We start from the raw sequence: 18,875 nt of genomic DNA, 5'->3' as shown, positions 1-18,875 counted from the left end.
TCGCCATGGAAGAGAAGCTGCGCTTCGCCATCCGTGAAGGCGGCCGCACCGTCGGTGCCGGCATCGTCGTCACCATCAAAGAGTAATTTGGACTTAAACCGATCTGTCGCGGGCGCTGCCCGCGCCGCGCCAGAACAAGGAAGTGACGCATGAACGGACAGAATATCCGCATCCGCCTGAAGGCGTTTGATCACCGGGTGCTCGACGCCTCGACACGGGAAATCGTGTCGACCGCCAAGCGCACCGGCGCCAACGTCCGCGGCCCCATTCCGCTGCCGACGCGGATCGAAAAGTTCACGGTCAACCGGTCGCCTCACGTCGACAAGAAGAGCCGCGAGCAGTTCGAGATGCGCACGCACAAGCGTCTGCTCGACATCGTCGACCCGACCCCGCAGACGGTCGATGCTTTGATGAAGCTCGACCTGGCCGCCGGTGTCGACGTCGAGATCAAGCTCTAAGGAACCAGAGGTCAGCGGGGCGACCCGCAACTCTGAAGGAACAAGAGGCGTGGAGGGGCGACAGCCCCGACAGGGAACTCTAAAGGAATTGAACCGATGCGTTCAGGTGTGATTGCAAAGAAGGTGGGAATGACCCGCATCTACAACGATGCCGGGGAACATGTTCCCGTCACTGTTCTCCAGATGGAGAACTGCCAGGTCGTGGCGCAGCGCACGCAGGAGAAGAACGGCTATACCGCCGTCCAGCTCGGCGTTGGCCTTGCCAAGGTGAAGAACACGTCGAAGGCGATGCGCGGCCATTTCGCGACCGCTTCCGTCGAGCCCAAGGCCAAGGTTGCCGAGTTCCGCGTCTCCGCCGACAACATGATCGATGTTGGCGCCGAGATCACCGTCGAGCACTTCGTCGTCGGCCAGAAGGTCGATGTGACGGGAACCACGATCGGCAAGGGTTTCCAGGGCGTCATCAAGCGGCACCACATGGGTGGCGGCCGCGCGACGCACGGCAACTCGGTGTCGCACCGTACACACGGCTCGACCGGCCAGCGCCAGGATCCGGGCAAGGTGTTCAAGGGCAAGCATATGGCCGGCCACATGGGCGACACCCGCGTCACCACGCAGAATGTCGAGGTCGTCTCGACCGACGCCGATCGCGGCCTGATCCTGATCCGCGGTGCGGTCCCGGGTTCGAAGGGTGCATGGATCCTGGTCCGCGACGCGGCCAAGGTGGCGCTTCCGGCCAATGCGCCGAAGCCCGCCGCGATCCGCGCCGTTGCGACTGACGGTGCCGCCACGAACGAGGCGCCGGCCACAGAGGGAGCGGAATAATGGACCTCAAGATTACAACGCTTGGCGGCAAGGACGCCGGCAAGCTGAAGCTCTCCGAAGAGATTTTCGGCCTCGATCCGCGCGAGGACATCCTGCAGCGCGTCGTGCGCTGGCAGCTTGCCAAGAAGCAGCAGGGCACCCACAAGGCCAAGGGTCGCGCGGAAATCGCCCGCACCGGCGCCAAGATGTACAAGCAGAAGGGTACCGGCCGCGCCCGTCACCATTCGGCTCGCGCTCCGCAGTTCCGCGGCGGCGGCAAGGCCCATGGCCCGGTCGTTCGCAGCCACGAGCACGATCTGCCGAAGAAGGTGCGTGCACTCGGCCTCAAGCATGCGCTTTCGGCCAAGGCCAAGAGCGCGTCGATCATCATCATCGACGAGCTGAAGCTGACCGAGGCCAAGACCAAGGCGCTGATCGCGAATTTCGCGACGCTGGGCCTGAGCAACGCCCTGGTGATCGGCGGCGCCGAGCTTGACAAGAATTTCAAGCTGGCGGCGACCAACATCCCGAACATCGACGTGCTGCCCATCCAGGGCATCAACGTCTACGACATTCTGCGCCGCGGCACGCTGGTCCTTTCCAAGGCCGCCGTCGAGGCTCTCGAGGAGCGCTTCAAATGACCGACCTTCGTCATTACGACGTGATCGTCTCGCCGGCGATCACCGAAAAGTCGACCATGGCTTCCGAGCAGAACCAGGTCGTCTTCAATGTCGCCAAGAAGGCGTCGAAGCCGGAAATCAAGGCCGCCGTCGAAGCGCTGTTCGGCGTCAAGGTGATGGCCGTGAACACGCTTGTCCGCAAGGGCAAGATCAAGCGCTTCCGCGGCACGATCGGCCGCCAGAGCGACGTCAAGAAGGCGGTTGTGACGCTGGCCGAAGGCCAGTCGATCGACGTCGCGACGGGTCTCTGAGCAAGGTCGCGAGGACAGAACAATGGCACTGAAAAAATTCAACCCGGTAACGCCGAGCACCCGTCAGCTGGTCATCGTCGACCGCTCGGGCCTCTACAAGGGCAAGCCCGTCAAGGGCCTGACCGAAGGCCTGACCAAGTCGGGCGGCCGCAACAATTACGGCCGCATCACGGCCCGCTTCATCGGCGGCGGTCACAAGCGCACCTACCGTATCATCGACTTCAAGCGCCGCAAGTTCGACGTCGTCGGCACGGTCGAGCGTATCGAGTACGATCCGAACCGCACCGCCTTCATCGCGCTGATCAAGTATGACGATGGCGAGCTGTCCTACATCATCGCCCCGCAGCGTCTGGCTCCCGGCGACAAGATCGTGGCCGGTGAATCGGTCGACGTGAAGCCGGGCAACGCGATGCCGCTGGCTTCGATGCCGGTCGGCACGATCGTCCACAATATCGAGCTGAAGCCCGGCAAGGGCGCTCAGGTCGCCCGTTCGGCCGGCGGTTATGGCCAGCTCGTCGGCCGCGACCAGGGCATGGCGATCCTGCGCCTCAATTCGGGCGAGCAGCGTGTCGTCCACGGCTCCTGCATGGCCACTGTCGGCGCCGTGTCTAACCCGGACCACGGCAACATCAATGACGGCAAGGCAGGCCGCACCGTGTGGCGCGGCAAACGTCCGCACAATCGCGGCGTGACCATGAACCCGGTCGACCATCCACATGGCGGCGGCGAAGGCCGCACCTCGGGTGGCCGCCATCCGGTTTCGCCCTGGGGCAAGCCGACCAAGGGCAAGAAGACGCGGTCCAACAAGGCGACCGACAAGTTCATCCTGCGCTCGCGCCATCAGCGCAAGAGCTAAGAAGAGGTAACGCCAAGTGACTCGTTCGATTTGGAAAGGCCCCTTCATCGACGGCTACCTTCTGAAGAAGGTGGACAAGGTTCGTGAAGGTGGTCGCAATGAGGTGATCAAGATGTGGAGCCGTCGCTCCACCATCCTGCCGCAGTTCGTCGGCTTCACCTTCGGTGTCTACAACGGCCAGAAGCACGTTCCCGTCTCGGTGAACGAGGACATGGTCGGTCACAAGTTCGGTGAATTCGCTCCGACCCGGACCTATTACGGTCACGGCGCGGATAAGAAGGCGAAGAGGAAATAATCATGGGCAAGGCCAAAGCTCCGCGCAGGCTTGCTGACAACGAAGCGCGCGCCGTGTTGCGCACGATCCGTATCAGCCCGCAGAAGCTGAACCTGGTTGCCGCGTTGATCCGCGGCAAGAAGGTCGCGACAGCGCTTTCCGACCTCGAATTCTCGGCCAAGCGGATTTCCGGCACGGTCAAGAAGACGCTGGAATCGGCGATCGCCAACGCGGAAAACAACCACGACCTCGACGTCGATGCGCTGATCGTGGCGGAAGCCTATGTCGGCAAGTCGATCGTCATGAAGCGGTTCCATGCCCGTGGCCGTGGTCGCGCCAGCCGTATCGAGAAGCCGTTCTCGCACCTCACGATCGTCGTTCGTGAAGTCGAAGAAAAAGGGGAGGCCGCATAATGGGCCAGAAAGTCAATCCGATCGGTCTGCGTCTCGGCATCAACCGCACCTGGGATTCGCGCTGGTTCGCGAACACCGGCGAGTACGGCAAACTGCTGCACGAGGACATCAAGATCCGCAAATATCTTGAGAAGGAACTCAAGCAGGCTGCGATCTCGAAGGTCGTGATCGAGCGTCCGCACAAGAAGTGCCGCGTCACCATCCATGCGGCGCGTCCGGGCCTGATCATCGGCAAGAAGGGCGCCGACATCGAGAAGCTTCGCAAGAAGCTGATGGAGATGACCAAGTCCGAGACGCATCTGAACATCGTCGAAGTGCGCAAGCCGGAGATCGACGCGACCTTGGTCGCCCAGTCGATCGCCCAGCAGCTCGAGCGCCGCATCGCGTTCCGCCGCGCCATGAAGCGTGCCGTGCAGTCGGCGATGCGCCTCGGTGCCGAAGGCATCCGCATCAACTGCGCCGGCCGTCTCGGCGGCGCCGAGATCGCGCGCATGGAATGGTATCGTGAAGGCCGCGTGCCGCTGCATACGCTGCGTGCCGACGTCGACTACGGCACGGCCGAGGCGAATACGGCCTACGGCATCTGCGGCGTCAAGGTCTGGGTGTTCAAGGGCGAGATCCTCGAGCACGACCCGATGGCTTCGGAGCGCCGCGCCACCGAGGGCGATCATGCGCATGGCGGTGGTGGTGAGCGCGAACGCGGTCGCCGTCGCGAAAACGCGTAAGACATTTAGGAATTTGGAGTTAGAACGATGCTGCAGCCAAAGCGCACAAAGTTCCGCAAGCAGTTCAAGGGCCGCATCCACGGTACCGCCAAGGGCGGCACCAACCTGGATTTCGGTGGTTTCGGGCTGAAGGCGCTTGAGCCGAACCGCGTCACCGCGCGTGAGATCGAGGCGGCTCGCCGCGCGATCACCCGCGAGATGAAGCGTGCCGGCCGCGTGTGGATCCGTATCTTCCCGGACGTGCCGGTGACGTCGAAGCCGACCGAAGTCCGTATGGGTAAGGGCAAGGGCGCGGTCGACTACTGGGCGGCACGCGTCAAGCCGGGCCGCATCATGTTCGAGATCGACGGCGTCAACGAGGAAACCGCCCGTGAGGCGCTGCGTCTCGGCGCGGCCAAGCTCTCGGTCAGGACGCGCTTCGTACAGCGCATCGCAGAATAAGGACGGGCTGATCATGAAAGCCGAAGACATCCGGACCAAGACCCAGGACCAGCTGACCGACGACCTGGCCAGCCTGAAGAAGGAGCAGTTCAACCTGCGCTTCCAGAAGGCCACCGGCCAGCTTGAGAAGACCGCCCGCGTGAGGCAGGTCCGCAAGGACATTGCGCGTATCAAGACCATCGCTGCGGAAAAGTCCGCGGCCAAGAAGGCTTAAGGACGAAAACCATGCCAAAGCGCATTCTGCAGGGCACCGTCGTCAGCGACAAGAACGAGAAGACGGTTGTCGTCAAGGTCGAACGGCGCTTCACGCATCCCGTGATGAAGAAGACCGTGCGCATGACCAAGAAGTACAAGGCGCACGACGAGAACAACGCCCACAAGGTCGGCGATCAGGTGTTCATCCAGGAATCGAAGCCGATTTCCAAGGACAAGCGCTGGGTCGTGGTGTCTTCGGACCAGGCCTGATCAGGGCCAACGAAACGAATTTTGGACAGACCGGGGAGGGGTGAGAGACCCGTCCCGTTAGAAAAGAAGAAGGCGGCCAGTCATGATTCAGATGCAAACAAACCTCGACGTCGCGGATAATTCCGGCGCCCGTCGTGTCATGTGCATCAAGGTGCTGGGCGGCTCGAAGCGGAAATACGCTTCCGTGGGCGACATCATCGTGGTGTCGATCAAGGAAGCCATCCCGCGCGGCCGCGTCAAGAAGGGCGATGTGATGAAGGCGGTCGTGGTTCGCACGGCCAAGGACATCCGCCGCCCGGACGGCAGCGTGATCCGTTTCGACAAGAACGCAGCCGTTCTCGTCGACAACAAGAAAGAGCCGATCGGCACGCGTATCTTCGGACCGGTTCCGCGCGAACTCCGCGCCAAGAACCACATGAAGATCATCTCGCTCGCGCCTGAAGTGCTGTAAGGAGCCGGACCAATGCAAAAGATTAGAAAAGGCGACAAGGTCGTCGTGCTGGCCGGCAAGGACAAGGGCCGTTCGGGCGAAGTCCTTTCGGTACAGCCGAAGGATGACACCGCGCTGGTGCGCGGCGTCAACCTGATCCGTCGTCACCAGAAGCAGTCCCAGTCCCAAGAGGGCGGGATCATCACCAAGGAAGCGCCGATCCAGCTGTCGAACATCGCGCTGGCCGACCCCAAGGATGGCAAACCGACCCGCGTCGGCTTCATCTTCCAGAAGGACGGCAAGAAGGTGCGCGTCGCCAAGCGCTCGGGAGAAGTCATCAATGGCTAAGGCTCAAACCAAGCAGGCAACTGCCCAGAACACGCCGCGCCTCAAGCAGGTCTACAACGAGACCATCCGCAAGGCGCTGCAGGAGCAGTTCGGCTACGAGAACGAGATGCAGGTTCCGCGCATCGACAAGATCGTGCTGAACATGGGCGTCGGCGAGGCGACTGGCGATTCGAAGAAGCCTTCGATCGCGGCGGAAGACCTTGCGATGATCGCCGGCCAGAAGGCCGTTGTCACCCGCGCCCGCAACTCGATCGCCGGCTTCAAGGTCCGCGAGAAGATGCCGATCGGTGCCAAGGTCACGCTGCGCAAGGAACGCATGTACGAGTTCCTCGACCGCCTCGTGAACATCGCACTGCCGCGCGTCCGCGACTTTCGCGGACTTAATCCGAAGAGCTTCGATGGCCGTGGCAACTATGCCATGGGCATCAAGGAACACATCGTGTTTCCGGAGATCAACTACGACAAGGTTGATCAGATCTGGGGCATGGACGTCATCGTTTGTACGACTGCGAAGACGGACGACGAAGCCAGGGCATTGCTCAAGGCCTTCAACTTCCCCTTCCGCCAGTAACGGCAGCGAGAAAAGGAAAAATCTGAAATGGCAAAGACCAGCTCAGTCGAGAAGAACAACAGGCGCCGCAAGCTTGCGGACCAGTTCGCTGCCAAGCGCAAGGTGCTCAAGGCGATCATCATGGATCAGTCCAAGCCGATGGAAGAGCGCTTCCGCGCCCAGCTGAAGCTTTCGGCGCTGCCGCGCAACTCGGCCAAGACCCGCATCCGCAACCGCTGCGAAGTCACCGGACGTCCGCGTGCCTATTATCGCAAGCTCAAAGTATCGCGTATCGCGCTTCGTGATCTCGGCAATAACGGCCAGATCCCGGGCCTGGTCAAGTCGAGCTGGTAAGGAGGACATAACATGTCATTGAGCGATCCTCTGGGCGATATGCTGACCCGCATCCGCAACGCGTATGGCCGCAAGAAGTCGAGCGTTTCGACGCCGGCCTCGCGCTTGCGTACCCGCGTCCTCGACGTGCTGAAGGCGGAAGGCTATATCCGCGACTACAGCCAGACCGACTTCGACAACGGCAAGTCCGAAATCGAGATCGAGCTGAAGTATTTCGATGGTGCGCCGGTGGTGCGCGAAATCGCTCGGGTCTCGAAGCCCGGCCGCCGCGTCTACGTTTCGGCCAAGTCGATACCGCACGTCGCCAACGGCCTCGGCATCGCCATCCTTTCGACGCCGAAGGGCGTGATGGCCGACCACGAAGCGCGTGAACAGAATGTCGGCGGGGAAATCCTCTGCCAGATCTTCTGATCTGGTATGTGACCCGGTTGGAAACAGGTTTTCGGGATCTAGTCCCGAAAGCCGAGACCTGAAACAAGAGAAGTGACGAGGACAACAAAATGTCTCGTATTGGAAAGAAACCCGTTTCGCTGCCGCAGGGCGTGACCGCGACCGTCAACGGCCAGACCGTGACGGCGAAGGGTCCGAAGGGCGAGCTGAAGTTCGTGGTGAACGACGAAGTGCTGGTCAAGATGGAAGGCAGCGAGATCGCTGTCCAGCCGCGCGACCAGACCAAGACTGCCCGTTCCAAGTGGGGCATGTCACGCACGCAGATCGTCAACATCCTGCAGGGCGTCAAGGACGGCTTCGAAAAGAAGCTCGAGATCACCGGCGTCGGCTATCGTGCCGCCATGCAAGGCAAGAACCTGCAGCTGGCGCTCGGCTTCAGCCATGACGTCGTCTACGAGACGCCGCAGGGCGTGACGATTTCGGTGCCGAAGCCGACGGAAATCACGGTGACCGGCATCGACAAGCAGCAGGTCGGCCAGGTCGCCGCCGAGATCCGCGAGTATCGCAGCCCCGAGCCCTACAAGGGCAAGGGCGTTCGCTATGCTGGCGAGAAGATCGTCCGCAAGGAAGGCAAGAAGAAGTAATTTTAACGCCGCGGGGAGCGGTCGCGGGAGGCTCGTCCTACCGCATATGGTTGCCCCCGTTTTTTGAAGGCAAGGAACTGATATCATGGGCTCGAAAGAATCCACCCAACGCCGCGCCCAGCGCGTCCGCCGCCAGATCAAGAAGGTTGCCGGCGATCGTCCGCGCTTGTCGGTCCATCGCACGTCGAAGAACATCTATGTCCAGGTGATCGACGACGCCAAGGGCCACACCATCGCGGCTGCTTCGACGCTCGAGAAGGAGCTCAAGGGCTCGCTCAAGACCGGCGCCGACACCGCGGCTGCAGCTGCCATCGGCAAGCTGATCGCCGAACGCGCCTCCAAGGCCGGCGTCAAGGAAGTCGTCTTCGACCGCGGCGCCTATATCTACCACGGCCGCGTCAAGGCGCTGGCCGAGGCTGCCCGTGAAGGTGGTCTGAGCTTCTAGAGCATGATCCCGAACCGAAGGTCAGCGCAGCAAAAAGTTGCAGACTTTTCGGATAAGATTATGCGAAGGAAAAAAGAGTTTTCGCCCCCGGCGACCCGCAGAGGTGCCGGATATCATCATCAACCGTGCTTCCGGAAAAAAACAAGGAACAGGATATGGCACAGGAACGTAGGGATGGCGGCCGCGGCCGTGATCGCGAAGAGCGCGACGACGGTATGGTCGACAAGCTCGTCCACATCAACCGTGTCGCCAAAGTCGTCAAGGGCGGCCGGCGCTTCGGCTTTGCGGCACTTGTCGTCGTCGGCGACCAGAAGGGCCGCGTCGGCTTCGGCCACGGCAAGGCGCGCGAAGTGCCGGAGGCGATCCGCAAGGCGACAGAATCGGCCAAGCGCGACATGATCTTCGTGCCGCTGCGCTCAGGCCGCACGCTGCACCACGACGTCGAGGGACGCTGGGGCGCGGGACGCGTTCTGCTGCGCGCCGCCAAGCAAGGTACCGGCATCATCGCCGGCGGCCCGATGCGCGCCGTTTTCGAGACGCTCGGCATGCATGACGTGGTCGCCAAGTCGATGGGTTCTTCGAACCCCTACAACATGGTTCGCGCCACTTTCGACGCGCTGAAGAGCCAGATGCATCCGAAGGATGTGGCTGCCGCGCGCGGCATCAAGTATTCGACCCTTCAGGCCCGCCGCGGCACCGCCGTTGCGGCTGAAGAATAGTCGATGCTGACCAGGGATCTGACCATGGCCAAGAAAGCAACCAAGACCATCACCGTCGAGCAGATCGGTTCGCCGATCCGCCGGCCGAAGGAGCAGCGCGCAACGCTGGTCGGCCTCGGCCTCAACAAGATGCACAAGCAGCGCACGCTGGAGGATACGCCCTCGGTGCGCGGCATGATCGCTGCCGTCCAGCATCTCGTCCGCGTCGTGGACGAGGGCTGAACCAGAGCGCAGGAGAACCCAGATGAAACTCAACGATCTGCGTGACAAGGACGGCGCGACGCACTCCAAGAAGCGTCTCGGCCGTGGCATCGGTTCCGGTTCGGGCAAGACCGCCGGTCGCGGCGTCAAGGGCCAGAAGGCGCGCTCCGGCGTCGCCGTCAACGGCTTCGAGGGTGGCCAGATGCCGCTCTACCGCCGCCTGCCGAAGCGCGGTTTCAACAATATCTTCGCCAAGAGCTTCACCGTCGTGTCGCTGGCCCGCATCCAGGCCGCGCTCGATGCCAAAAAGCTCGATGCTAAGACAGTTGTAACGGCCGAGGCGCTGGTTGCGGCCGGCGTCATCCGTCGCGTCAAGGACGGCGTGCGCATCCTCTCGGACGGCGACATCAAGGCCAAGCTTGCCTTCGACGTTGCCGGTGCTTCCAAGGCCGCGATCGAGAAGATCGAAAAGGCCGGCGGCTCGGTGAAGTTGCCTGAGCAGGCAGCCGCCGAGTAACGGCAATTTGAAGCACGGTCGGCAAAGGTGGAATTCGGTTTTGCCTGCGGTCGTGCTTTGATCCGACAGATGTGGCGGCCGCATCAACGCGGCCGCTTGCATGTTTGCAGTCCGGAGCTTATCTCGTGAGCTTCGGTGACACGCGCCGCCTGAGCTGCGGGCATCGAGCGTGACCAAGCGGAGAATCAGGCATGGCTTCGGCTGCTGAACAACTAGCCTCGAATCTGAATTTTTCGGCCTTCGCCAAAGCCGAGGATCTGAAGAAGCGCATCTGGTTCACCATCGGCGCGCTGCTCGTCTACCGTCTTGGCACCTATATTCCGCTGCCCGGCATCAATCCCGACGCTTTCGCCCAGGCCTTCTCGTCGCAGAGCAAGGGCGTGCTCGGCATGTTCAACATGTTCGCCGGCGGCGCCGTGCAGCGCATGGCGATCTTTGCCCTCGGCATCATGCCCTATATCTCGGCCTCCATCATCATGCAGCTGATGACCTCGGTCATTCCGTCGCTGGAAGCGCTGAAGAAGGAAGGCGAGCAGGGCCGCAAGATCATCAACCAGTACACGCGCTACGGCACCGTGCTTCTGGCGCTGGTTCAGGCGTACGGCATTTCGGTCGGGCTTGAGGGCGGCAACGGCATCGTCAACGATCCCGGCATGTTCTTCCGCATCTCTACCGTCGTCACGCTGGTCGGCGGCACCATGTTCCTGATGTGGCTTGGCGAGCAGATCACTGCTCGCGGCATCGGCAACGGCATTTCGCTGATCATCTTCTCCGGCATCGTCGCCGGCCTGCCGCGCGCCATCTCCGGCACGCTGGAGCTTGGCCGCACCGGCGCCTTGTCGACCGGCCTGATCCTGGCGATCATCGTGCTGGCCATCATCGTCATCGCGCTGATCGTCTTCTTCGAGCGCGCCCAGCGCCGCCTGCTGATCCAGTATCCCAAGCGCCAGGTCGGCAATCGCATGTTCCAGGGCGATACCTCGCATCTGCCGCTGAAGCTTAACACCTCCGGCGTCATTCCGCCGATCTTCGCCTCGTCGCTGCTGCTGCTTCCGGCAACGGTTGCCGGCTTCTCGCAGACCACCAATATGCCTGCATGGGCCAGCACCATCCTGGCGGCGCTCGGCCACGGCCAGCCGCTCTATATGGCCTTCTACGCGGCGATGATCGTGTTCTTCGCCTTCTTCTATACGGCGATCGTCTTCAATCCGAAGGACACCGCCGACCAGCTCAAGAAGCATTCGGGCTTCATCCCGGGCTATCGTCCGGGCGAGCGCACTGCGGACTATATTGACTATGTGCTCACCCGCATCACCGTCGTCGGCGCCATTTATCTGGTGCTGGTGTGTCTGCTGCCCGAGTTCCTGATTTCAGCGACTGGCGTACCGTTCTACCTTGGTGGCACTTCGCTCCTGATCGTGGTCAGTGTAACGCTCGATACGGTGGCGCAGATTCAGGGTCACCTGATCGCGCACCAGTATGAGGGCCTGATCAAGAAGTCGAAGCTGCGCGGGGGGAAAAAGGCCAGATGAGGTTGATATTGCTTGGACCGCCGGGGGCGGGCAAGGGGACACAAGCACTAAGACTGGTAGATCGACACGGCATCCCACAGCTTTCCACGGGGGACATGCTGCGTGCTGCTGTCCAGGCTGGCACCGAAGTCGGCAAGCGCGCCAAGGCGGTGATGGACGCTGGCGAACTGGTGTCCGACGCTATCGTCAACGCCATCGTGGCCGAGCGCATCGATCAAGCTGATTGCGCAAACGGCTTCATCCTTGACGGGTACCCGCGAACCCTGGTGCAAGCGGACGCCGTTGAGGAAATGCTGTCGGATCGCGGACTGGAGCTCGATGCTGTCATCGAATTTGTCGTCGATGACAAGGCGCTGGTTGGCCGAATCGTCAAGCGCGCCGAAGACGCCAAGGCCGCAGGCCTGCCGGTGCGCAAGGACGACAGCCCAGCGGTGTTCGAGGAACGCTTGAGGGAATATTACAAGAAAACCTCGCCGCTGATCGGCTACTACTACGCCAAGGGCAAGCTCAGGGGCGTCGATGGCATGGCCGACATCGATGCGGTGACGCAGCAGATCGAGGCGGTGCTCAGGGCGACGACCCGGAAAGTTGGCCAGGCGGCCGGCTAGAGAATCGAACGATTGCGCTTGACTGGAGCGGTCCGCTGGGGTATGGCGGCCCGTCTTCCTATCAGGCATGAGGCTTGCTTGTCCGCAAGGGCAAGGCAGGCCGCTTTGAACTGGAAACTCCCGCAAGGGCCGGCCTCCACCGGACGCGGGGCAACTTGAAGCGCCGGCTCGTCCGGCCTATATGGAGAAGAGAAGAACATGGCTCGTATAGCCGGCGTCAATATTCCGACCAACAAGCGCGTCGTCATCGCGCTTCAATACATTCACGGCATTGGCAAGAAGTTCGCCCAGGAGATCGTCGACAAGGTCGGCATCCCGGCCGAGCGTCGCGTCAACCAGCTGACCGACGCGGAAGTGCTGCAGATCCGCGAGACCATCGACCGCGACTATCAGGTCGAGGGCGATCTGCGCCGCGAAGTGTCGATGAACATCAAGCGACTCATGGACCTCGGCTGCTACCGCGGCCTGCGTCACCGCCGCTCGCTACCGGTTCGTGGTCAGCGCACGCATACCAATGCGCGCACCCGCAAGGGCCCGGCTAAGTCGATTGCCGGAAAGAAGAAGTAATTTAGGGCAGTAAGGGAGTAGGGCAGTAAGGCAATAGGAACGGCAGACATACTGCCCTACTGCCATATTCCCCTACTGCCTTCTCCCTGGTGGAGCCGCTGGCATTACGGCGGTGTAGAGATCAACTGAAAGGACCATCATGGCCAAGGAAGCCGCTCGTGTTCGCCGTCGCGAACGCAAGAACATCTCGTCGGGCGTTGCCCACGTCAATTCGACCTTCAACAACACGATGATCACCATCACCGACGCGCAGGGTAACTCGATTGCCTGGTCGTCGGCCGGAGCCCAGGGCTTCAAGGGATCGCGCAAGTCGACCCCGTTCGCTGCCCAGATGGCCGCAGAAGATGTTGCCAAGAAGGCCCAGGAACACGGCATGCGCATGCTCGAGGTCGAGGTCTGTGGACCCGGCTCCGGTCGTGAATCGGCGCTGCGCGCGCTGCAGGCTGCCGGCTTCACCATCACCTCGATCCGTGATGTGACGCCGATCCCGCACAATGGCTGCCGCCCGCGCAAGAAGCGCCGCGTCTAAAGAATTTACCGAACGCCGCGCGAGCGCCTCAAGGGCGCTCCTCCACGGCATTCCAGGTCGCCCGCCACGATTGGATGGTGGCGGGACAACGGAAGGAAAGCACTATGATCCAGAAAAATTGGCAAGAACTGATCAAGCCGAACAAGATCGAGTTCTCGTCGAAGAAGAAGACGCTGACCACGCTGGTCGCCGAGCCGCTCGAGCGCGGCTTCGGCCTCACCCTCGGCAACGCGCTGCGCCGCGTGCTTCTGTCTTCGCTGCGTGGCGCGGCTGTAACCGCCGTGCAGATCGACGGCGTTCTGCATGAATTCTCGTCCATCGCCGGCGTCCGCGAGGACGTGACCGACATCGTTTTGAACATCAAGGAAATCGCCATCCGCATGGAAGGCGACGGCCCCAAGCGCATGGTCGTCCGCAAGCAGGGACCGGGCGCGGTTCTCGCCGGCGACATCCAGACGGTCGGCGACGTCGAGATCCTCAATCCCGACCACGTCATCTGCACGCTGGACGAAGGCGCTGAAATCCGCATGGAATTCACCGTCGATACCGGCAAGGGCTATGTGCCGGCCGACCGTAACCGCGCCGAGGACGCGCCGATCGGGCTGATCCCCGTCGACAGCCTGTATTCGCCGGTCAAGAAGGTCTCCTACAAGGTCGAGAACACCCGCGAGGGCCAGGTTCTCGACTATGACAAGCTGACCATGACCATCGAGACCGACGGTTCGATTTCGGGCGAGGACGCGGTGGCCTTCGCCGCTCGCATCCTGCAGGACCAGCTCGGCCTGTTCGTCAATTTCGACGAGCCGCAGAAGGAAGTCGCCGCCGAACAGGTTACCGAGCTTGCCTTCAACCCGGCGCTGCTCAAGAAGGTCGACGAGCTCGAGCTTTCGGTGCGTTCGGCCAACTGCCTGAAGAACGACAACATCGTCTATATCGGCGACCTGATCCAGAAGACCGAAGCCGAGATGCTGCGCACCCCGAACTTCGGCCGCAAGTCGCTGAACGAGATCAAGGAAGTCCTGGCGGCGATGGGCCTGCATCTCGGCATGGAAGTGCCGGACTGGCCGCCGGAAAACATCGAAGACCTCGCCAAGCGTTACGAAGACCAATATTGAGCATGATCTCGAACCGAAGGTCAGCGCAGCAAAAAGTTGCAGACTTTTCGGACAAGATCATGCGGCTAACCAACTGGGGCTCAGGCCTCTTGAAACCGCAATGAAGGAGAAGAGCCATGCGCCACGGATTTAAAGGCCGCCGGTTCGCCCGCAGCATAAGCCATCGCAAGTCGATGTTTGCCAACCTTGCCGTGTCGCTTATCGAGCACGAGCAGATCCTCACCACGCTGCCGAAGGCGAAGGATTTGCGTCCGATCGTCGAGAAGTTGGTGACGCTCGGCAAGCGCGGCGACCTGCACGCCCGCCGCCAGGTTATTGCCCAGATCGGCAATGAAGGCGTCGTCAAGCGCCTGTTCGATACCATCGCGCCACGTTATGCCACCCGCAACGGCGGCTATCTGCGCATCATGAAGGCCGGCTTCCGCCACGGTGATAACGCGGCAATGGCGGTCATCGAGTTCGTCGACCGCGACACCTCGGCCAAGGGCGCCGGCGACCGTGCCCGCATCGAGGCCGAAGGCACCGAAGAGGAAGCTGCAGCCGCATAAGGCTCGGTTTTTCGCGAGAAGTTCAAAAGGGGCCTCCGGGCCCTTTTTCTGTTTCCGAAGGTACCGGGCAGGGCTGGTAGGGGTTTTGTCACCGGTTTTTGCGGCGACTACCCAAAATAATCGGATTTCAGCGGCTTAGCCTTTCATTTTGCACAATCGTCAGGACAATGGCGCCCGACTTGGAGGATTCGGAATGCGCGTTAAACGGCTGTCCATTGTTCTGATCTGCGCCTTGATGGCGTTGGCCGTCGTGCCGGCGGCCAGGCACGCGCTGGCGGAGGAGGCCAAGCCAGATCCCGGTCTGTCCGACGTGCTAACCGATCTGCTGCATGGCGTCGAAGGCGAAAACGCCACTTCAGGCCCCGACAAGCGCGTGCCGTTCGGCCGCGAGGAGGTGCAGCTGTCCTTCGCGCCGCTGGTCAAGCAGACGGCGCCGGCCGTGGTCAATGTCTACGCCTCGCAGACCGCCAAGGTGACGTCGCCCTTCGACGGCGATCCGTTCTTCGAGGAGTTCTTCGGCCGCTCGCAGCCGCGCGCGCAGTCCTCGCTCGGTTCGGGGGTGCTGGTCGATCCGACCGGCGTCGTGGTCACCAATTTCCACGTCGTCAAGGACGCCGACCAGGTCAAGGTCGCGACTGCCGATGGGCGCGAATTCGACAGCAAGGTACTGCTTAAGGACGAGACGCTCGATCTCGCCGTGCTCAAGATTTCTTCCGACAAGCCGTTTCCGGTGATCGCCATCGGCGATTCCGACGCGCTCGAGGTCGGCGACCTGGTGCTGGCGATCGGCAATCCGTTCGGTGTCGGCCAGACCACCACCAGCGGCATTATTTCGGCGGTGGCGCGCAGCCATATCGGCGTCTCCGATTCCAGCTTCTTCATCCAGACCGACGCCGCCATCAACCCCGGCAATTCCGGTGGCGCGCTGGTCAACATGGGAGGGCAGCTGATCGGCATCAACACGGCGATCTATAGCCGTAGCGGCGGCTCGATCGGCATCGGCTTTGCCATCCCTTCGAACATGGTTCGCGCCTTCGCCGACGCGGCCAAGGCCGGGCTCGACTTCTTCGAGCGGCCGTATGCCGGTGCCGAGTTCGAGGCGGTGACGCCGCAGATTGCCGAATCGCTCGGCATCGACAAACCGACCGGTGCGCTGGTTTCTTCGGTCGAAGAGGCGGGACCCGCCGCCAAGGCAGGGCTCAAGCCGGGCGACGTAGTGCTGTCGCTCAACGGCAAGCCGGTCGAGAGCGTCGGGGCGCTGGACTACCGGATGGCGACGCTGTCGATTGGTACGAATGCCAGCTTCGGCGTTCTGAGCAAGGGTCAGCAGGCGACGATGGACATCGCGCTGGAACGGCCGCCTGAGGGCGCCAAAGCTGCGGAACTCATATTGCGCGGCCGCAGCCCGTTTTCCGGTGCCAAGGTTGCTGAACTGTCGCCACGGCTTGCCCAACGGCTCGGTCTGCGCACGGATGTCAAAGGCGTCACCGTGGTCGACATCAACCGCGATTCGCCTGCTGCCGATTTTGGCTTCCAGCCAGGCGACATCGTGCGTGAGGTCAATGGCCTGACGATCGACAAGGCGGCGACCTTGGAACAGGTAGCCCAGCAGGATACGCGCTGGTGGCGCTTTACCGTCGAGCGCGGCGGGCAGATACTACGCCAGGTGTTGCGTTACTGAGCCCGAACGTCAGCATGATCGGGCTCCAGGCAGAAGAAGTTGCATGGCCGATCTGTTCAGTGTCGATGAACCGGAAAAGACGCCGCCCGGCAGGCCGCTGGCGGACCGTCTGCGTCCGAAGAACCTCGGCGAGGTCGTCGGCCAGGAGCATCTGACCGGATCCGACGGCGCGCTGACGCGGCTGATCGGCTCCGGCTCGCTCGGCTCGATGATTTTCTGGGGCCCGCCCGGCACCGGCAAGACCACGGTCGCACGGCTGCTTGCCGGCGAGACAAGCCTCGCCTTCGAACAGATCTCGGCGGTGTTTTCCGGCGTTGCCGACCTGAAGAAAGTGTTCGAGGCAGCGAAGCTGCGCCGCTCCAACGGCCGCCAGACACTGCTGTTCGTCGACGAGATCCATCGCTTCAACCGCGCCCAGCAGGACAGTTTTCTGCCCGTGATGGAAGACGGCACCGTCGTGCTGGTCGGCGCCACCACCGAGAACCCGTCCTTCGAGCTTAACGCCGCGCTGTTGTCGCGCGCGCGTGTGCTGGTCTTCCACTCGCTCGGCGAGGACAGCATCGCCAAGCTGCTGGCGCGGGCCGAGGAGGCAGAGGGCAGGGCGCTGCCGCTCGATGACGAGGCACGGGCGATGCTCATCCGCATGAGCGATGGCGACGGCCGCGCGGCGCTGACGCTCGCCGAAGAGGTCTGGCGCGCAGCGAAATCAAAGGAGGTGTTCGGCGCCGAAGCCCTGCAGCGCATCGTCCAGCGCCGCGCGCCGATCTACGACAAGGGACAGGACGGCCACTACAATTTGATCTCCGCCTTGCACAAATCGGTGCGCGGCTCCGACCCCGACGCGGCACTCTACTATCTCGCCCGCATGTTCGACGCCGGCGAAGATCCGCTTTATCTCGGGCGCCGGTTGGTGCGCATGGCGATGGAGGATATCGGGCTGGCCGACCCGCAGGCGCTCGTCGTCGCTAACGCCGCCAAGGACGCCTATGACTATCTGGGCTCGCCCGAGGGCGAACTGGCCTTCGCCGAGGCGACCGTCTATCTCGCCACCGCGCCGAAATCCAATGCAGTCTATACCGCGTTCAAGGCCGCCACACAGGCAGCGAAGGAATTCGGTTCGCTGCTGCCGCCCAAGCACATTCTCAATGCGCCGACCAAGCTGATGAAACAGGAAGATTACGGCGCCGGCTACCGCTACGACCACGACGAACCCGACGCTTTTTCCGGCCAGGACTATTTTCCGGAGAAGATGGGAAGGCAGACATTCTACGACCCGCCCGAGCGCGGCTTCGAGCGCGATATCAGGAAGCGGCTGGATTATTGGGCGAAGCTGCGCAGCGAGCGGGAAAAGTAGCTGCCAGTCGCACACTGGTGTGATCGCCGTTGTCTGGCGGGATAAAAAACCCTATCAAGATGCGCCTCCGGCCGGCGGACAGGCCAGAAACGTACCGACGATATTCAGAACGGAATCGCGCCTGGCGCGTGGAAAAATGACAAAAAAAACTCGCAAGACCCTTCGAAAGTTCGCCATGGCGATCCCGCTGCTGGCGCTCGGCTTCTATTTCATTCCCATCCTGACGACAATTTTCATTGTCCTCGGCCTGGTCGACGTGTTGCGCAATGACAACAAGAACTGGGCGCTGTTCAGTGGTTATTTTCTCGGCAACGGCATCTTCACCTGGCTGCTTTCGCCCTTCAATCTGCTGGTCGATCTGCTGTGCTACAGAAACCGCGGTGTCTGGAAACTGGACCAGTTTCCTCCGGACTATCAGCGTGAGGTCAACGAGGTTCTGGACGTCTTCAAGGCGCGCAAGGACGAGATCATCGCCGATATCGACGCCAATTTCGGCAGCGGCCGGCGCGGCATGTATGTCTACCAGTGGTACGGCAAGCACAAGATCGACAACGTCGCCGAATTCAACAAGGATTTCAAATATATCAAGACCATCGCCGTGTCGGTGTTCAGGGGCAAGGAATCGACCTCCTGGCATTTCGGACCGCTGCGGCTCAGCCTGCGCATTCTCTACAATCTTCTCCCGGTGAAGGCCGAGGTTTTCGTCGAGTGCAACAACGCCAGGAACTACTGGCACGACAATCCGCTCTATATTTTCGACGACACGCTGCTGCACCGCTCGGTCAACGAATATGATGGGCGCCGCTACTGCGTGTTCATGGACATCATCCGGCCATCGCCATTCCCGGGCCTAATCGCCGCTCTTCTCGCCATCGTTTCGGTCAGCGTCGAGCGCATCAATGCCATGTTCTACAAGAACTGGAAGATGATCGGCTCCAGCAAGCCGAAGAAGGCCGGAGCCGCCTGACACCGTGGT

At 62.0% G+C, this 18,875-nt stretch carries 31 protein-coding genes; all 31 read left to right on the top strand.

Going from position 1 to position 18,875, the window contains the following annotated elements; genetic code table 11:
• Positions 1–86 (top strand): EF-Tu C-terminal domain-related protein (locus NKI70_RS18985; RefSeq protein ID WP_455749504.1); only part of this gene is annotated, 86 nt, incomplete at its 5' end.
• Positions 87–149: 63 nt separating this feature from the next.
• The gene (gene rpsJ, locus NKI70_RS18980; protein ID WP_006205468.1) at positions 150–458 is read left to right on the top strand and encodes a 30S ribosomal protein S10; all 309 of its coding nucleotides are present in this window, start codon (positions 150–152) and stop codon (positions 456–458) included.
• A 96-nt stretch (positions 459–554) separates the two neighbouring features.
• Positions 555–1,283: a 50S ribosomal protein L3 gene (gene rplC / locus NKI70_RS18975; RefSeq protein ID WP_023675141.1), complete on the top strand. Its 729-nt coding sequence runs from the start codon at positions 555–557 to the stop codon at positions 1,281–1,283.
• Positions 1,283–1,903, top strand: a complete 621-nt coding sequence (gene rplD / locus NKI70_RS18970) for a 50S ribosomal protein L4 (RefSeq protein ID WP_023675140.1) — start codon at positions 1,283–1,285, stop codon at positions 1,901–1,903. The genes rplC and rplD overlap by 1 nt, the downstream gene beginning before the upstream one ends.
• Entirely contained in the window at positions 1,900–2,193 is a 294-nt protein-coding gene (locus tag NKI70_RS18965) for a 50S ribosomal protein L23 (protein WP_023675139.1), read from the top strand. Before rplD ends, NKI70_RS18965 begins: the two co-directional genes overlap by 4 nt.
• 22 nt (positions 2,194–2,215) lie before the next feature.
• A complete protein-coding gene (rplB, locus tag NKI70_RS18960; RefSeq protein ID WP_023675138.1) occupies positions 2,216–3,049 on the top strand; it encodes a 50S ribosomal protein L2 in 834 nt (277 codons plus the stop codon).
• Between the two features lie 16 nt (positions 3,050–3,065).
• Complete coding sequence (gene rpsS / locus NKI70_RS18955) at positions 3,066–3,344, top strand: 30S ribosomal protein S19 (RefSeq protein ID WP_006205463.1); 279 nt, start codon at positions 3,066–3,068, stop codon at positions 3,342–3,344.
• Positions 3,345–3,346: 2 nt separating this feature from the next.
• The gene (gene rplV / locus NKI70_RS18950) at positions 3,347–3,736 is read left to right on the top strand and encodes a 50S ribosomal protein L22 (protein WP_006205462.1); all 390 of its coding nucleotides are present in this window, start codon (positions 3,347–3,349) and stop codon (positions 3,734–3,736) included.
• Positions 3,736–4,461, top strand: coding sequence for a 30S ribosomal protein S3 (gene rpsC, locus NKI70_RS18945; protein WP_023675137.1), 726 nt, complete (start codon positions 3,736–3,738; stop codon positions 4,459–4,461). The genes rplV and rpsC overlap by 1 nt, the downstream gene beginning before the upstream one ends.
• Positions 4,462–4,488: 27 nt before the next feature.
• Positions 4,489–4,902, top strand: coding sequence for a 50S ribosomal protein L16 (gene rplP / locus NKI70_RS18940; RefSeq protein ID WP_006205460.1), 414 nt, complete (start codon positions 4,489–4,491; stop codon positions 4,900–4,902).
• A gap of 13 nt (positions 4,903–4,915) precedes the next feature.
• Positions 4,916–5,116 carry a 50S ribosomal protein L29 gene (gene rpmC / locus NKI70_RS18935; protein ID WP_006205459.1) on the top strand — a complete coding sequence of 67 codons (201 nt, stop codon included), beginning with the start codon at positions 4,916–4,918 and terminating at the stop codon, positions 5,114–5,116.
• 11 nt (positions 5,117–5,127) lie between these two features.
• Positions 5,128–5,367: a 30S ribosomal protein S17 gene (gene rpsQ / locus NKI70_RS18930; RefSeq protein WP_023675136.1), complete on the top strand. Its 240-nt coding sequence runs from the start codon at positions 5,128–5,130 to the stop codon at positions 5,365–5,367.
• Positions 5,368–5,449: 82 nt separating this feature from the next.
• Positions 5,450–5,818 (top strand): 50S ribosomal protein L14, encoded by a 369-nt coding sequence (gene rplN, locus NKI70_RS18925; RefSeq protein ID WP_006205457.1) that lies wholly within the window; start codon positions 5,450–5,452, stop codon positions 5,816–5,818.
• A gap of 12 nt (positions 5,819–5,830) precedes the next feature.
• Positions 5,831–6,145, top strand: coding sequence for a 50S ribosomal protein L24 (gene rplX / locus NKI70_RS18920; protein ID WP_254817150.1), 315 nt, complete (start codon positions 5,831–5,833; stop codon positions 6,143–6,145).
• On the top strand, positions 6,138–6,716 hold the full coding sequence (rplE, locus tag NKI70_RS18915) for a 50S ribosomal protein L5 (protein WP_008875670.1): 579 nt from the start codon (positions 6,138–6,140) through the stop codon (positions 6,714–6,716). The genes rplX and rplE overlap by 8 nt, the downstream gene beginning before the upstream one ends.
• A gap of 27 nt (positions 6,717–6,743) precedes the next feature.
• A complete protein-coding gene (rpsN, locus tag NKI70_RS18910; RefSeq protein WP_023675134.1) occupies positions 6,744–7,049 on the top strand; it encodes a 30S ribosomal protein S14 in 306 nt (101 codons plus the stop codon).
• A gap of 12 nt (positions 7,050–7,061) precedes the next feature.
• Positions 7,062–7,460, top strand: coding sequence for a 30S ribosomal protein S8 (rpsH, locus tag NKI70_RS18905; protein ID WP_006205453.1), 399 nt, complete (start codon positions 7,062–7,064; stop codon positions 7,458–7,460).
• 89 nt (positions 7,461–7,549) lie between these two features.
• Positions 7,550–8,083 (top strand): 50S ribosomal protein L6, encoded by a 534-nt coding sequence (rplF, locus tag NKI70_RS18900; protein WP_023675133.1) that lies wholly within the window; start codon positions 7,550–7,552, stop codon positions 8,081–8,083.
• Between the two features lie 85 nt (positions 8,084–8,168).
• On the top strand, positions 8,169–8,528 hold the full coding sequence (gene rplR, locus NKI70_RS18895; protein WP_023675132.1) for a 50S ribosomal protein L18: 360 nt from the start codon (positions 8,169–8,171) through the stop codon (positions 8,526–8,528).
• 155 nt (positions 8,529–8,683) lie between these two features.
• The gene (rpsE, locus tag NKI70_RS18890; RefSeq protein ID WP_006333394.1) at positions 8,684–9,247 is read left to right on the top strand and encodes a 30S ribosomal protein S5; all 564 of its coding nucleotides are present in this window, start codon (positions 8,684–8,686) and stop codon (positions 9,245–9,247) included.
• Between the two features lie 24 nt (positions 9,248–9,271).
• Complete coding sequence (rpmD, locus tag NKI70_RS18885) at positions 9,272–9,469, top strand: 50S ribosomal protein L30 (protein WP_006205449.1); 198 nt, start codon at positions 9,272–9,274, stop codon at positions 9,467–9,469.
• 22 nt (positions 9,470–9,491) lie between these two features.
• Entirely contained in the window at positions 9,492–9,965 is a 474-nt protein-coding gene (gene rplO, locus NKI70_RS18880; RefSeq protein WP_023675131.1) for a 50S ribosomal protein L15, read from the top strand.
• A gap of 191 nt (positions 9,966–10,156) precedes the next feature.
• The gene (gene secY / locus NKI70_RS18875; protein WP_023675130.1) at positions 10,157–11,497 is read left to right on the top strand and encodes a preprotein translocase subunit SecY; all 1,341 of its coding nucleotides are present in this window, start codon (positions 10,157–10,159) and stop codon (positions 11,495–11,497) included.
• The gene (locus NKI70_RS18870) at positions 11,494–12,105 is read left to right on the top strand and encodes an adenylate kinase (RefSeq protein WP_023675129.1); all 612 of its coding nucleotides are present in this window, start codon (positions 11,494–11,496) and stop codon (positions 12,103–12,105) included. Before secY ends, NKI70_RS18870 begins: the two co-directional genes overlap by 4 nt.
• Before the next feature lie 198 nt (positions 12,106–12,303).
• Positions 12,304–12,672, top strand: a complete 369-nt coding sequence (gene rpsM / locus NKI70_RS18865; protein ID WP_006205445.1) for a 30S ribosomal protein S13 — start codon at positions 12,304–12,306, stop codon at positions 12,670–12,672.
• 139 nt (positions 12,673–12,811) lie between these two features.
• Positions 12,812–13,201, top strand: a complete 390-nt coding sequence (gene rpsK / locus NKI70_RS18860) for a 30S ribosomal protein S11 (RefSeq protein ID WP_006205444.1) — start codon at positions 12,812–12,814, stop codon at positions 13,199–13,201.
• Between the two features lie 104 nt (positions 13,202–13,305).
• Positions 13,306–14,316 (top strand): DNA-directed RNA polymerase subunit alpha, encoded by a 1,011-nt coding sequence (locus NKI70_RS18855; RefSeq protein WP_023675128.1) that lies wholly within the window; start codon positions 13,306–13,308, stop codon positions 14,314–14,316.
• 116 nt (positions 14,317–14,432) lie between these two features.
• Positions 14,433–14,864 (top strand): 50S ribosomal protein L17, encoded by a 432-nt coding sequence (gene rplQ, locus NKI70_RS18850; protein ID WP_023675127.1) that lies wholly within the window; start codon positions 14,433–14,435, stop codon positions 14,862–14,864.
• A gap of 193 nt (positions 14,865–15,057) precedes the next feature.
• The gene (locus NKI70_RS18845) at positions 15,058–16,545 is read left to right on the top strand and encodes a DegQ family serine endoprotease (RefSeq protein WP_023675126.1); all 1,488 of its coding nucleotides are present in this window, start codon (positions 15,058–15,060) and stop codon (positions 16,543–16,545) included.
• Between the two features lie 43 nt (positions 16,546–16,588).
• On the top strand, positions 16,589–17,899 hold the full coding sequence (locus tag NKI70_RS18840; protein ID WP_352698802.1) for a replication-associated recombination protein A: 1,311 nt from the start codon (positions 16,589–16,591) through the stop codon (positions 17,897–17,899).
• Positions 17,900–18,035: 136 nt separating this feature from the next.
• Positions 18,036–18,866, top strand: coding sequence for an aspartyl/asparaginyl beta-hydroxylase domain-containing protein (locus NKI70_RS18835; RefSeq protein WP_352698804.1), 831 nt, complete (start codon positions 18,036–18,038; stop codon positions 18,864–18,866).
• Positions 18,867–18,875 lie beyond the last annotated feature (9 nt).

The sequence above is a fragment of the Mesorhizobium sp. M0500 genome (assembly GCF_040321165.1).
Classification (GTDB): domain Bacteria; phylum Pseudomonadota; class Alphaproteobacteria; order Rhizobiales; family Rhizobiaceae; genus Mesorhizobium.
Note: the sequence above shows the minus strand (reverse complement) of the source record. Positions and strands in the feature narration are given on the sequence as shown.